General features: G+C 55.4%; 10 protein-coding genes. 4 read left to right on the forward strand and 6 right to left on the reverse strand.

Going from position 1 to position 13,894, the window contains the following annotated elements; translation table 11 throughout:
• Positions 1–5 precede the first annotated feature (5 nt).
• On the forward strand, positions 6–1,562 hold the full coding sequence (locus GOB93_RS12985; protein ID WP_242010767.1) for an efflux transporter outer membrane subunit: 1,557 nt from the start codon (positions 6–8) through the stop codon (positions 1,560–1,562).
• A 723-nt stretch (positions 1,563–2,285) separates the two neighbouring features.
• Here GOB93_RS12985 and GOB93_RS12990 read toward each other — a convergent pair.
• The 6 genes from GOB93_RS12990 to xdhA all read right to left on the reverse strand — a co-directional run bounded on the left by GOB93_RS12990 (position 2,286) and on the right by xdhA (position 10,537).
• Positions 2,286–3,629, reverse strand: coding sequence for a GntT/GntP/DsdX family permease (locus GOB93_RS12990; protein ID WP_173583933.1), 1,344 nt, complete (start codon positions 3,627–3,629; stop codon positions 2,286–2,288).
• A gap of 254 nt (positions 3,630–3,883) precedes the next feature.
• Positions 3,884–4,654, reverse strand: a complete 771-nt coding sequence (locus GOB93_RS12995; protein WP_173583934.1) for an SDR family oxidoreductase — start codon at positions 4,652–4,654, stop codon at positions 3,884–3,886.
• Positions 4,655–4,831: 177 nt separating this feature from the next.
• On the reverse strand, positions 4,832–5,737 hold the full coding sequence (locus GOB93_RS13000) for a LysR family transcriptional regulator (RefSeq protein WP_173583935.1): 906 nt from the start codon (positions 5,735–5,737) through the stop codon (positions 4,832–4,834).
• Positions 5,738–5,760: 23 nt separating this feature from the next.
• Complete coding sequence (gene xdhC, locus GOB93_RS13005) at positions 5,761–6,582, reverse strand: xanthine dehydrogenase accessory protein XdhC (protein WP_173583936.1); 822 nt, start codon at positions 6,580–6,582, stop codon at positions 5,761–5,763.
• A 9-nt stretch (positions 6,583–6,591) separates the two neighbouring features.
• Positions 6,592–9,057, reverse strand: a complete 2,466-nt coding sequence (xdhB, locus tag GOB93_RS13010; RefSeq protein WP_242010764.1) for a xanthine dehydrogenase molybdopterin binding subunit — start codon at positions 9,055–9,057, stop codon at positions 6,592–6,594.
• Positions 9,050–10,537 carry a xanthine dehydrogenase small subunit gene (gene xdhA, locus GOB93_RS13015; RefSeq protein ID WP_173583937.1) on the reverse strand — a complete coding sequence of 496 codons (1,488 nt, stop codon included), beginning with the start codon at positions 10,535–10,537 and terminating at the stop codon, positions 9,050–9,052. Before xdhA ends, xdhB begins: the two co-directional genes overlap by 8 nt.
• A gap of 221 nt (positions 10,538–10,758) precedes the next feature.
• Between xdhA and GOB93_RS13020 the strand changes: the two genes are divergently transcribed.
• The 3 genes from GOB93_RS13020 to lptG all read left to right on the forward strand — a co-directional run bounded on the left by GOB93_RS13020 (position 10,759) and on the right by lptG (position 13,795).
• Positions 10,759–11,211 (forward strand): cupin domain-containing protein, encoded by a 453-nt coding sequence (locus GOB93_RS13020; protein ID WP_173583938.1) that lies wholly within the window; start codon positions 10,759–10,761, stop codon positions 11,209–11,211.
• Between the two features lie 327 nt (positions 11,212–11,538).
• Positions 11,539–12,672 (forward strand): LPS export ABC transporter permease LptF, encoded by a 1,134-nt coding sequence (lptF, locus tag GOB93_RS13025; RefSeq protein WP_338422373.1) that lies wholly within the window; start codon positions 11,539–11,541, stop codon positions 12,670–12,672.
• A 10-nt stretch (positions 12,673–12,682) separates the two neighbouring features.
• The gene (gene lptG, locus GOB93_RS13030; protein ID WP_173583939.1) at positions 12,683–13,795 is read left to right on the forward strand and encodes an LPS export ABC transporter permease LptG; all 1,113 of its coding nucleotides are present in this window, start codon (positions 12,683–12,685) and stop codon (positions 13,793–13,795) included.
• Positions 13,796–13,894: the final 99 nt, after the last annotated feature.

Genomic DNA, 13,894 nt, shown 5'->3' on the forward strand with positions numbered 1-13,894 from the left:
GGATGATGATTCAGACTCCCAGCCGCCCCGCCTGGCGCACCATTCTTTTGCTAACACCTCTGGTGCTTTCCGCCTGTATGGTGGGACCGGACTATAAACGCCCGACAGCAATCATCTCGCCAAAATTCAAGGAGCTGCGTCCTGCGCCGGGGTGGCAATATGCTCAGCCTTCTCTCGCAGCGGCACAGAAGGGAAAATGGTGGACAGTCTATAATGATCCCCTCCTCAACAGCCTTGAGGAGCGTGTCGCCATCAGCAACCAGAATGTCGCCCAGTATGAAGCGCAGTACCGGGAAGCGCGAGCAGCTATCAACTCCATCCGGGCTGAACTCTACCCCACTCTGAGCGGGTCTCTGAGTTTCAACCGGAACAGCACGGGTCGTGGATCACGCAATGCTTCGTCTGGTGTTCTGGTCAATTATGGATCGGGCAGTACGGAGACAAGCTATACGCCGTCGAACACGACGGAGACGACTTATGGCATGGGGCCAACCGCAAGCTGGGATCTCGATTTGTGGGGGGCCATTCGCAGGCAGATTCAGGCTCAGGTCACTGAGGCTCAGGCGACGGCTGCCGATCTGGCAAATGCGACTCTTTCGTATCAGATCCAGCTTGCGACCGCTTACTTCAATCTGCGTTATCAGGACAGCCTGAAAGATCTGCTGCATCGCAATGTTCAGTTCTATGAACGGTCTTTGCAGATTACCGAAAACCAGTTCCAGGCCGGAGTGGCTGATCCAACGACTGTTTTGCAGGCCCGAACACAGCTTGAACAGACGCGTGCGCAGGAAATACAAACCGGGATCACACGCGCACAGTATGAGCATGCGATTGCAGTACTGGCAGGTGAAACGCCAGCTGATCTCAATATTGCGCCAGGGATGCTGCCACGAAGCATTCCTGCCATTCCGGTCTCTGTTCCGGCAACGCTTCTTCAACGCCGACCGGATATTGCGGCAGCCGAGCGGCGTATGGAGGAATATAATGCAAAAATCGGAGCAGCCATTGCCGCATTTTATCCAGATGTGAAACTGACGGCATCCTATTCCTACAGCGGTGATCCTGTTGGCGCTCTTGTTCAGGTTGCGAATCGAATCTGGTCTCTCGGAGCGGCAGCAACCGAGACAATTTTCGAGGGGGGAGCGCGCACGGCAGCGGTTCATGAAGCGAATGCCAGTTACAATGCGTATACTGCCGCGTACCGGCAGACAGTACTGACGGCATTGCAGAATACGGAAGATCAGTTGTCTAATCTGCGTATTCTAGCTGATCAGGCAGCGCAGCAGGAAATCGCGCTTGCTGCAGCTAATCGCGCGGTCAGTGTCTCGATGAATCAGTATCTGGCCGGCACGGAGATCTACACAACAGTAATTACTGCTGAAGTAACGGCACTTTCGAATGCTGAGACCGCATTGGCGATCCAGCAGAGCCGGATTGTCGACTCAGTCAGTCTCATCGGGGCGCTGGGTGGCGGCTGGGATGCGGCGGCTCTGCCGTCTAAAGACTCCATGCAGACGGATAATCCGTTTCTTCCATCTTTCATCCAGAAAGACAGGAACTGATCTTTTCATTTCGTGCTCTGTTCGTGTCTTCCTGAAACCGCCTGTTATGACATCATCAGGAATGGGCCTCCCTGTGTCGCGAGGCCGCAATTTGGGATGGTTGGGCTCACGTCACATGACGTGAGAGTGACCTAGACCAGACAGTCCGGACAAGGAAGAACCGGTCTCTGTTGCGCGTTCCAGAATCAGGAACCAGGTAGCCCAACAACCCTGCCTAAGCGGGGCTGCCGGAGGCCCAGCCTCAATGTCCGCTGTCGATCCTCTGTATGTGTATGGCCTGTCGTCAGTTAGTGGGAGATGTGCATGAGGCTTGTACTTCCGCTTAATCTGTGATGTTTTCTCGCTGTTTTCAGGGAGAATGCGGATGCGTCGGTATGGACTGAAGCAGTTCAAAGGTATCACAACACGCTATGACAAGCTGAAATCAACCTTTCTCGCAGTTGTCCAACTCGTCGCAACTATCATCGAAGTTAACTGACGCCACGCCCTAATATCGTGATGAATCATTCTTCAGGAAATGTTAAATGTAAGAACATAACGTAATCTGTCACTGAACATGACAATGCGCCTGACATCTAACTGGCAGAAAGAGTATGGTTGCCAAGAGTGATGAGCAGGTGCCAGGCGACGATCAGTTCACTTGTCTGAAAGATTGGCCAGAAGCATTGTTTTTGGACTCCCGGACAATATCTACTTTTGAGCTTTTTTCGTAGCACAGCGCTTTCAATGCACGAAAACAGATGCGATCAGACATAAAACAAGGCCAGACACGGCAATCAGGGTCTCGAGCACAGACCAGGTTTTCAGTGTTTGCGGCACAGTGAGCCCCAGATATTCCTTGACCTGCCAGAAACCAGCGTCGTTCATCGGACCGAGAGCTACCGACCCTGCGCCGGTTACCAGAACCATAAGTTCAGGTGAAACTCCCGTGGAATGTGTGAGAATAGGCCCGACGATCCCTGATGCTGTGGCCATTGAGACAGTTGCTGAGCCGCACGCGATACGCACGATGACAGCGAGAAGCCAGGCGAGGATAAGCAGCGGCATATGAGCGACGAGAGCTGCATCGGTGATGGCCTTTGATACACCGCTATCCACGAGGACGTGGCCGAAACCCCCTCCGGCACCGATCAGCAGCATGATCAGCGCTGTGGGTCCGAGACTTTCATTGGTGAAACGAAGAATTGTCTCGGCGGAAAATCCTCTGGTCTTACCAAGGGTATAAAAAGACATGATCGTAGCAAGGACAAGCGCGATGTCAGTGTTGCCGACGAAATGCAGGGCGTCATTCAATGCACTGTGCGGTATGGTCAGAAGATCGCCTGCTGATCCGAGGAGCATGAGGGCAACAGGCAACAGGATCGTGAATACAGTCAGCGAAAAGCTGGGAAGACTGGTCTGGACATCGCTATGCACGAATTGTTCGGCAAGAGGATTTGCCTCCGTAAGTGAAATATGAGCGGCGGCAAAACGTCCAAAAACAGGGCCGGCGATAATGGCGATCGGTATACCGATCAGAATTCCCAACAGGATCGTATGACCAACATTGGCATGATAAGCACTGACCGCGAGGAGCGCTGCGGGATGGGGCGGAATCAGCGCATGGGTGACTGACAGCGCAGCACCCATAGGAAGAGCGATGCGCAGCAGTGGAGTTTTCGTGCGCTCCGCCAGTACAAAGACCAATGGAATAAGCAGAACGAAGCCGACTTCAAAGAAGACCGGCAAACCAATAAGCAGGCCAATCACCAGCATGGCCCAGTCGACGCGGCCCCGGCCCGCAAAACCCGAGATCGTAAGTGCAATGCGGTCAGCACCACCTGACTCGGCGAGCATTTTTCCGAGCATGGTGCCGAGCGCTATAACCGTTCCGACATGACCGAGCACATGCCCTGCGCCGGCCTCGAACGAACCGACGACTTTATCGGCAGGCATACCGGCGACGAGCGCCATGACGATCGACGTTACGAACAGAACGATGAATGGATTAAGGCGAAAACGCGCGATCAGGATGACGAGCGCGACAATTGCGGCGGTGGCCAGAGAGATGGCAAATATTGCGCTCATCCCGTGAGAACTCCTCGTTCCTGTTTTGATCACGTTCTTAACGTCGTGACGCAATACGGATAATGTTTCTAAAGGAAACGTGATGCCCATGGCCTGCGACGATGGTCCGCATCTCAGGTTTTCTACTGGAAACACCATGCCGCACGTGAAATGTTGACGCGCTGAGCAATTCACTGTGTCACTTCAGATCGAAGACCGGAGGACAAATACATATATCGGCAGGCAAAGCGAATAATCACCGAAACCGTCTTTTTTCAAACAGACACGGTGATGCCGCCGTCTACCATCAGGACATGACCATTGACGAAACCTGATGCGTCAGATGCAAGGAACACGGCTGCACCGACAAGTTCTTCAACACGTCCCCAGCGTCCCGCAGGCGTGCGTTTGCAAAGCCACTCGGTGAATTCCTTATTCGCTACCAGAATCTCATTCATTTCCGTCTCGAAATACCCTGGAGCAAGACCATTGATCTGCAGGCCGTGTCTCGCCCAGTCGGTCGCCATGCCTCTGGTCAGATTCTTTACGGCACCCTTTGTCGCGGTATAGGGAGCGATTCCCGGACGAGCGAGCTCGCTTTGCACGGAACAGATATTGATGATCTTGCCACGCCCACGCGGGATCATCTGGCGGGCGACAGCCTGTCCGACGAAGAAAACAGCATTCAGATTTGTTGCGATCAACGCATCCCAGTCAGCACGTGGAAACTGATCAAGGGGAGCGCGCCGCTGGATACCGGCATTATTGATCAGAATGTCGATCGGACCAACGTCACGCTCGATTGCATCGATTCCGGCGATGACGGCGGTCTGATCAGTTACGTCAAAAGATGAGGTCACCGCTTTCAGCCCGTCCTTCGCGAGGGCTGCTTTGGCTTCTTCGAGTCGGTCTGAATTACGACCATTCAGGATAAGTTCTGCTCCATGTTCCGCAAGACCTTTTGCCAGAGTGAAACCGATGCCGCGCGAAGCCCCCGTTACAAGAGCTCGTCGTCCTGCGAGCGAGAAGAGACCGGCATCTGACATATCCGCCTCACCTTTTTCTGAAATAGCCTGACCTAGCAGGCATTTTCGCAGGAACGGAAACACGTATCCGTGCGCCTCAGGAGCATTATTCGGGCAGAAGCACCCGCCTGAACAAAAATGGCTGTCCGAACACCCGTTCAGAGTAGTATCCGTGAACGGATATGAGTTGATGGCAGTCTAATCTGCTCCACCATCTGTCTCTCCGAGCGCAATTCGGACTTCTGCGATCAGCGCTTCCAGTGATGGCGGCAACCAGCGTGCTTCGCGAACGTAAACACCGAGATCGGTCGTCGCGCCGACATCGCGCAGTGGGACGTGTACCAGGCCTGTATTACCTGGTTCGAGCGCCAGCCAGGACTGGAAGGCTATACCCGCACCCTCGGCGACCATGCGGTTCGTCAGTTCGATCGAACCGGTCTCCACGACGATACGCAACTGTTCGCGCTGAGAGCGGAGGAAAGGCTCCATGACCCATCTTAATGACAGGGTGGAAGATGGCAGAATGAGGGGAAATTTCAGACATTCAGAGACCGAAACTGTGGCTTTTCGGGCAAGAGGATGGCCTTCCGGCACTATAGCGCCGACCGGAAATGTGGCGACGGTGATCTGACGCAGATCGGTCAGCGGCTCCAGTGAGAAAGCGATACCAAGATCAGTCTGACCGCTGCTCAGAGAGCGGGCGATCATACCGGGTGATCCCGGTTCAGCGTGAATGACGATGCCCGGATGGCGCGTCATCATGCGCTTCAGGATACGTGGCAGGAGACCACCCATGACCCCGGCGACCGCCATCACACTGACACGTCCCTCCTGACCTCCTCGCAATGCGGCGATGCGTTCGTCCGTACGGCGGGCGTCTTGCACGACAGTGACAATATGACGTGCGACGATTTCTCCTACGGCAGTCATTACCATGCCGCCGGGAAGTCTGTCGAAGAGGGGCGCCCCGATTTCGGCTTCCATCTGACCGAGTTGTCTGGTGAGAGCAGAAGGTGTGATGTTCAGACGGCGTGCGGCCTCACGGATAGAACCGTATTCACGTACTGCGTCGAAATAAAGAATGGCCCGGTCATGCAGCCGCATAACCTGTCCTGGACGCCACGGCCTCACAGTGCGTTATTCTTCCGGTGCAAAAGCCGTTCAATAATTTCCGCCGCGACGAAAGCGGCGATGATGGCCGGACGCTTGTCTCTGATCCCGCGATTTCCAATCGGGCACACCAGAGAGGCAATGCGGCTTTCGGACAGGCCCACCTCACGCAACGCACGCTCCAGACGCCGGCGTTTCGTTATTGAACCGATCATTCCGACATAAGTCAGATCACCGCGCTCGAGCAATTCAGCAACGATCACGCCGTCCAGAGCATGATTATGGGTCAGGACGAGGGCACCCGCACCAGCGGGAGCCCCGGCGACGACACGCTCCCAGGCTCCATCCGATACGATCTCGACTCCCGGTGGAACAATCCCGAACTCCTCAGGACGGGAATCCACCCAGATCAGACGCAATGGCAACAGCACCAGAGCAGCAGCAAGGGCTCGCCCAACATGGCCAGCTCCGAAAAGCAGCAGCACGGGAAGGCGAGTAATTTCAGTTCTGAACTCTTCAGCCACGCGTTCGAGGCCCTGGTCATCAAGGCATTCGATTTCGACGGCAACACTGCCACCACAACACTGCCCACTCTCCGGTCCGAGCGGGATGATGAGTTCTGCAGTACCACCGTCTCCCGTGAGCATGTATCTGGCCTCCCGGATAGCTCGCCATTCGAGTTCACCTCCGCCTATCGTGCCCCAGCTTTTATTGGCATTCACCAGCATGAAAGCACCTGCTTCTCGCGGAGTAGAGCCAAGCGCTCTCCGGATGGTCAGGCGCGCAACAGGAGCCTCCATTTGCCGCCAGCGGCTAATGGTCTCACAGATGCCATCCATCTGGTCCTCTCACGCAGTCCCTGCTGCTGCACGGCCAGAGGCCTCCGCACGAAGACGGCTGGCGCAGCGCAGGATAGTTTCCGGTGTAGCAGGCGCATCAAGGCGTGGGCAGGTATGATAATCATCCAGGCTGGCAAGCGCATCGGATATGGCATGAAGAACGGACAGGCCATGTACGAAAGGCGGTTCGCCCACGGCTTTGGAGCGGAAAATCGTCTCTTCCTGGTTAGGCGCATTATCCAGCAGGCGAACATTGAAAATACGCGGACGATCAGAGCAGCCCGGTATCTTATAAGTGCTGGGGGCGTGTGTCCGGAGCCGGCCGGAGGCGTCCCATACGAGTTCCTCCGTTGTCAGCCATCCGGCACCCTGCACGAAGGCGCCTTCGACCTGGCCGATATCGATGGCCGGGTTCAGCGACTGGCCGGCATCATGCAGGATATCGACGCGCTCGATGCGCATCTCACCGGTTAGCGTATCGACGGCGACTTCGGAACAGGAGGCGCCATAAGCAAAATACAGGAATGGGCGACCCCGACCCGTATCGGGATTCCAGTGAATCTTCGGTGTTTTGTAGAACCCGTTTGATGACAGAGATATCCTGGCAAAATAGGCGGCTTTAATCAGATCTGGAAACGGGATCAGAATTTTGCCAGCCAGCACACCCTCCGGTGTGAAAGATATCTGTTCCTGCGGAATGGACCAGTGTTCAGCAGCGAATATTACCAGACGGGTTTTGATCTTACGGACGGCATCGAGCACGGCCATCCCGTTAAGATCGGCACCGGAGGAGGCTGCCGTTGCAGAGGTGTTCGGAACTTTGCCTGTATTTGTAGCGGTAATACGCACGCGGTCAGCTTCAAGCGCGAATTCGCGCATAACGATCTGAACCATTTTGGTATGCAGTCCCTGCCCCATTTCGCACCCGCCATGATTCACCTGCACGGAGCCATCCGTATAGATGTGCACGAGAGCACCGGCCTGATTGTAATGAGTGGCCGTAAAAGCAATACCGAACTTAACCGGAAGGAGTGCTATACCTCTTCTGATAAAATGACTTTTTCCGTTGAAAGCCCTGATCGCCTTCCGACGATCTTTATAGTCGCAGTCTTCGGCAAGTGTTTTCATGATATCCGCCGCGATGCTATCTTCGACATTCATGTGATAGGGAGTCAGATCGCGGGGTGTTCCGGTTTCATACGTGTTGCGAAGACGCACGTCCAGCGGATCGAGGCCCGTAGCGTATGCAATTTCCTCGATTAAACGCTCGGCGCCGACGATGCCTTGAGGGCCACCAAAACCGCGATAGGCCGTATTGGACTGCGTGTTAGTCTTCAGAGGTTCGGAACGCAGGCGGACGGTCGGATAATAATAAGCGTTGTCTGCATGAAACAGAGCCCGGTCGGTGACGGGACCGGAGAGATCAGCAGACCAGCCACAGCGGGCAGCGAGCACCATGTCGACAGCATAGATACGACCATCATCATCAAAGCCGACATCATAATCGATGACGAAATCATGGCGTTTTCCAGTTATGACCATGTCATCATCGCGGTCGAGACGCAGTTTCGTCGCCTGGCCAGTGAGGGATGCGGCGAGAGCCGCAAGACAGGCCGGACCGTTGGCCTGAGTTTCCTTACCGCCAAAACCGCCACCCATGCGGCGTACCTCGACCGTAACAAGTGCACCAGGACAATTGAGCACATGGGTGACCATCAACTGGGTTTCGGTGGGATGCTGAGTGGAGGACCATATCCGCATTTCGCCCTCCTCGCCGGGAACAGCCATTGCGGCCTGTCCCTCGAGGTAGAAATGCTCCTGGCCGCCAACACTCAGACTACCCGATATGCGGCGCGGAGCTCTCGAAAGCGCGGCTTCGGCATCTCCCCGACTCATGGTAAGAGAGCGCCAGACAAGCGGGCTGCCAGCAGCCCGCGACTGAGCAATATCGAGAATGGCAGGCAGATCTTCGTATTCGATTTTAGCCAGCCGCACGGCGGCGCGGGCCTGCGCACGGGTTTCGGCTACAACAGCGAAAATCATCTGTCCATAATAGGAAACAATGTCTTCTGCCAGAAGTGGTTCGTCATGTTTTCCGACAGGGCTGACGTCATTATGACCAGGAATGTCTTCTGCTGTCAGAACGAGAACGACGCCCGGCGCGGCGCGAACTGCTTCCATATCCATTGCGAGGATGCGTGCATGGGCTTTCGTGCTGAGACCGGGCACCAGATGCAGAAGACCTTTTGGTTCAGGCAGATCATCGATATAGGCAGCACCGCCGGAAACATGGAGAATGCTACTCTCATGACGCTGAGACTGCGACGCACTTCCCTCCACAAGTTTCAATGTGCCATCGTGCGACGCCGTTCGGGAGTCCAGGGCAGTCGCTTCAGCTGTCGTTCCGTCGATGACTTCAGTGGAAAGTCCCACCATACCGGCTCCGAGATCAAATGCGCTGTCGGACTCAGACATTGACCGCCTCCCCATGGATGCTCCAGACGGAAACCTGCGCTGTATCAGATCCGGTTGTTTCGACATAAAAACGGGTCAGCAGATTACGAGCAACTTCCAGACGATACCACGATGTAGCACGTAGATCAGAAAGCGGCGCGAAATCCTGACTGATGGCGTCACGAGCGGCGGCAAGCGCAGCAGCGTCCCATGGATTGCCAGTCAGTGCGGCTTCGGCAGCAGCAGCGCGCTTCGGTGTGGAAGCCATGCCACCGAAAGCGAGACAGGCTTTCCGGATAATACCGTCGCTGATGATCAGCGAAAATCCAGCCATGACAGCAGAAATGTCCTGATCGAAGCGTTTAGAAATTTTATAGCCGCGAAACATTGTACCCGCTTTCGGGACCGGCACAAAAACAGCTTCGATAAATTCATCCGAAGCGCGATCCTGGACCCCATAATCGATAAAAAAGCCCTCAAGAGGTATCCGTCTTTTTTTATCGCCACGCCTGAGAATAAGTTCGGCGTCGGCGGCGATCAGCAGTGGCGGCCCGTCTCCAATGGGTGACCCGTTTGCGATATTACCGCATAGCGTAGCGGAGTTTCGGACCGGACGGGCGGCGACACGCCGAAGGGTGTCGCGCATTTCAGGGTATACGGCACAAAGCGGCGCTTCGGCCTCGCTCCAGGTGACCGCGGCGCCGATTGTCGCGCCATCTTCGGTGACGGTGATCTTCCGCAATTCAGGAATGTGACCGATGAACACTACATGGGGCAGTGTGCGACCAAGTTTTGTAACCCAGAGGCCAACATCCGTGGCACCGGCAACGATGCGAGAGGCGGGATCAGCCATGAGAGTAACAGCGAGTTCATCTGCGCTGGCAGGAATAGTCAGGCGGGCATTCTTCGTTGCGATAGACACCCCTTCTCCGCTCTCCATCATGGTCAGCCGCTCACCAATTTTTTTTATTTCAGCGTCGAAGCGGTCTGGCCCGGCGACAAGAGCCTGGCGCATTGCCCGGACTATCGGAGCGTAGCCGGTGCAACGGCATAGATTGCCAGCCAGAGCATCATCTATGTCAGCATCCGTAACTTGGTCTATCATCGAGCCGACACGTTTGCGGAAGGCAACCATCGACATAACGAAGCCAGGGGTACAAAATCCGCATTGCGAACCATGCTGGTTCACCATGGCGCACTGGACCGGATGCAGGACACCGGACGGATCACGGAGATCCTCGACTGTGTAAATCTGGGCGCCATCAAGCATAGGCAGGAACTGGATGCATGCATTGACAGCGTTCCATGAGAGATGGCCCGCACAGGCGTTGCGCCGGACGATAATGATGGCACAAGCACCGCAATCGCCTTCGTTGCATCCTTCCTTTGTGCCAGTCCGTCCCCGGGTTTCGCGAAGCCAGTCGAGGGCGGTCACGCTCGGCAGCACATCGTGCAGGACAATATATTCGTCACCCAGCCAGAATCTGATCGTGTCGCGCATTCGTCCCCCTGCAAACCCGGTTGCCACTAGTTCTTCAGCCGATATTCCCCCCGGAACAGATCAACCGCATCTCTGGCAGGCATCGATCCTATAACGAGGATCGGGCAAGGGCAAAGCTCTGTGATCCTGTTTCAGCGAAAGCCACAGATATCGTAGTTTTTGGGATCCCCAGCTTCCGTGCCACTCCTCGGTCCTGCGTTCATTATGGAAAGAAAAATGCAATGAAATATTATGCAGTTATCCTTGCAGCATGTGCGGTCTTAATGATTATGGTTACGCCGGAAAATACGCAGGCGCAGACAGTACAGTCGGCTCATCGCGAACTTCTGCTTCAATCGACATCGTCCTGGAACGGAAAAGCCTATACGCATTACCCGTCTGGCCAGCCCCAACTGACCACGATCAAAATCACTCTTGCACCACATACCGCGCTCCCATGGCATACACATCCGATACCGAATGCCGGCTATATCCTCGAAGGGCAGCTAACCATTCATGACCGGACGAGTGGAGCCGCACATACTTTCCATAAGGGAGAAGCCTTTTCAGAATCCGTCGATGACGAGCATCGTGGCGAAAGTGGAGACACGGAAACCAAAGTACTCCTGACTTATGCAGGAACGCCGGGCCTGCCGACTTCCGTGCCAGCGAAAGGTGAAAAGCCTGAGTACTGAGAGCTAAGGGACGTTCTCCCGTACAGATTTAGGTCAGCTTCTTTGGAGATTGCCTGTAGCGTACCGCCATGGCCCTGATCGTGAAAACGTGTACTCCTATGAGAACGCCGTTACAAATCTGCACAGGCCTCATAGTCTGTGTTGTTTGCTGATCACGAGAGAGGGAGTAATAGGAGCCATGCTCGTTTACGCCTCCTCATGCAACGCTGTCATTTATGCATATTTTATACCTCATGTTGGGGGTTATCAGACGCACAGCGAATGCTACATTAATCACCTGATTGCCAGACCTGCGACGATCCGGGCGCTCGTAAGGCCGCTCTGCCCGTGCTAAAATTAAAAACACTCGATCGGTATGTGATGCATCAGCTGTTCATGGCGTTGCTTGCAACCACCGGTGGTCTTGCCGCACTGATCTGGCTCACCCAGTCGCTCAGATTCGTATCGCTTGTTGTAGATCGTGGTCTGTCGCTTCGAGTGTTCATTGAGCTTACCAGCCTGATGATCCCATCATTCGTCGCTGTCGTGTTGCCGATCACGACATTCGTAGTGACTCTTTTCGTTTATCTTCGTCTCGCCGGTGACCGCGAGCTTACAGTGATGCGCGCCGCAGGCCTCTCGCCTTTCTCACTGGCCCGACCCGGGCTGATCTGCGCTTCCGTCGCGATGCTGCTCACCTTCCTGCTTAATCTGTGGATCGTGCCTGTTTCCTATCGGGATTTCCGGCAGTTCGAATTTCAGATCCGGAACAAGATGGCGGCATTCCTGCTTCAGGAGGGAGTGTTCACGAAACTCTCGGAGGCGATGACCGTGTATGTGCGTGAACGCGATCACACCGGAATGCTGCGAGGGATCATGGTAGAGGACGACCGTATTCCGAACAGTCGGGCGACGATCTTTGCGGAGCGGGGCACGATGCTGATTGTCAACGATCAGCCACGCGTAGTGATGTATGATGGCTCGCGGCAGGAAATCGACCATAAGACTGGTCGCCTTACCTTGCTGTTATTTGATCGCAACACGCTCGATCTGACATCTTCGAAATCCGATCAGGTACGCCCTCGCGACGCGGCAGAAATGTCTCTGTCGGAACTGCTCAATCCGGACCCGAAGGAAGTCAGCGAGCGTGACAGAGGCAAACTTGCGGTCGAAGGGTGGCGAAGGATGACATCTCCGTTCACTGCGTTTTCCTTTGCAATGATCGGCATGGTTGCGATCCTTCGGGGAGCTTTTTCGCGCCACGGCAATATCAGCCGACCGCTTTTCGCCGTTCTGACTGTAATTGGTCTTCTGGCGCTCAATCTCCTGCTGCAGAATCTTGCCAGCCGCAATATGACGCTGATCCCGCTGATCCTTGTGGAGGCTGTCGTCCCCGGCATGATCTGCGCGGTACTTTTGTTTGGCTCTGAATACAAAGCGGCACGGCTGACAGTTCCGTCTGCTTCCCGTCCGGGTATCTGAGGGCTGTCTGGTGGTCATTTCCGTCACGCTTTCGATCTATATCGCGCGTCAGTTCATGTTATCAGTTCTCGCGATGACGGCGTCTCTTACGGGAATTGTCTGTCTGTTCGATTTTATCGATCTGCTAAGACGTGTAGCTACAAAGCCGGACGTGCCGACAAGTCTGGTTACCGAAATCGCCGGCCTGCATATTCCTTATTTCTTCATGGAGATCATGCCGTTCGGCGTGCTTCTCGGAGGAATCGTCTGTTTCTGGCGGCTGACCCGCTCATCCGAACTGGTGGTTGCCCGTGCAGCAGGTATTTCGGCGTGGCAGTTTCTTGCTGCCCCCCTCGCCTGCGCTCTGGCGCTCGGAGCTTTAACGACGGGTGGGATCTCTCCGTTATCCTCCGCAATGTACGGACGCGCAGAGGCACTGGACGAACAGTATCTGCGCACAGGAGGTGGTCCACTGACCATGTCCGGCGCGTCGCTCTGGCTGCGACAACTTGATTCAGGCCTCGACGAGCGCGGTGTGGCGATTCTGCATTCACGCGATACACACCTGACACACGGGACACTTCAGATCAGTGATATCAGCGTGTTTCGCATCGACAGGCACGACCACCTCATTCTGCGGATCGAAGCGCCTTCTGGTTGTCTGGAGGCAGGACAGTGGCGGCTTAATCAGGCGCGCACGCTGAGGCCGGACGAAATTGCCGGACCACCGCAGACTGTCTTTTTACCGACGGATCTAACCCTGGCCCGTGTTCAGGAGAGCTTTGCCTCCCCTGATACGCTATCTGTCTGGGCACTCCCGGGTTTTATACGACTGCTGGAACGGTCAGGCTTCTCATCGATTCGTCACCGGCTGCATTTTGAAGCGCTTCTTGCTCTTCCGATCCTTGCGGGAACGATGGCGCTGGTTGCTGCCGGGTTCTCTATGCGGCCCACGCGGCGGGGCGGTGTGGCAAAGATGATCGGTTCGGGCGTAGCCGCCGGATTTCTGTTGTTCACAGTCTCGAAAGTTGCTGAACAATTTGGTAATTCAGGTGCGCTGCCACCATTGCTCGCAGCCTGGGCACCCACCGGAGCCGGACTTTGCCTCGCGGTCTCATTGCTATTGCACCTGGAGGACGGCTGATTGCCCTTTCCGATAACCAGCTTCACGCGTTTCCCCTCCCGCAGGGTCAGGCGCGCGGATGCCGCGCGGCTAAGAAACACGGGAGAGGAAAGTCATAAG

The organism is Acetobacter musti (genome assembly GCF_011516835.1).
Lineage (GTDB): Bacteria > Pseudomonadota > Alphaproteobacteria > Acetobacterales > Acetobacteraceae > Acetobacter > Acetobacter musti.

Coding starts and splice junctions, on each gene's coding strand:
- GOB93_RS12985 (WP_242010767.1), top strand. CDS start 6: ATGATTCAGACTCCCAGCCGCCCCGCCTGGCGCACCATTCTTTTGCTA.
- GOB93_RS12990 (WP_173583933.1), bottom strand. CDS start 3,629: ATGAGCGCAATATTTGCCATCTCTCTGGCCACCGCCGCAATTGTCGCG.
- GOB93_RS12995 (WP_173583934.1), bottom strand. CDS start 4,654: ATGTCAGATGCCGGTCTCTTCTCGCTCGCAGGACGACGAGCTCTTGTA.
- GOB93_RS13000 (WP_173583935.1), bottom strand. CDS start 5,737: ATGCGGCTGCATGACCGGGCCATTCTTTATTTCGACGCAGTACGTGAA.
- xdhC (WP_173583936.1), bottom strand. CDS start 6,582: ATGGATGGCATCTGTGAGACCATTAGCCGCTGGCGGCAAATGGAGGCT.
- xdhB (WP_242010764.1), bottom strand. CDS start 9,057: ATGTCTGAGTCCGACAGCGCATTTGATCTCGGAGCCGGTATGGTGGGA.
- xdhA (WP_173583937.1), bottom strand. CDS start 10,537: ATGCGCGACACGATCAGATTCTGGCTGGGTGACGAATATATTGTCCTG.
- GOB93_RS13020 (WP_173583938.1), top strand. CDS start 10,759: ATGAAATATTATGCAGTTATCCTTGCAGCATGTGCGGTCTTAATGATT.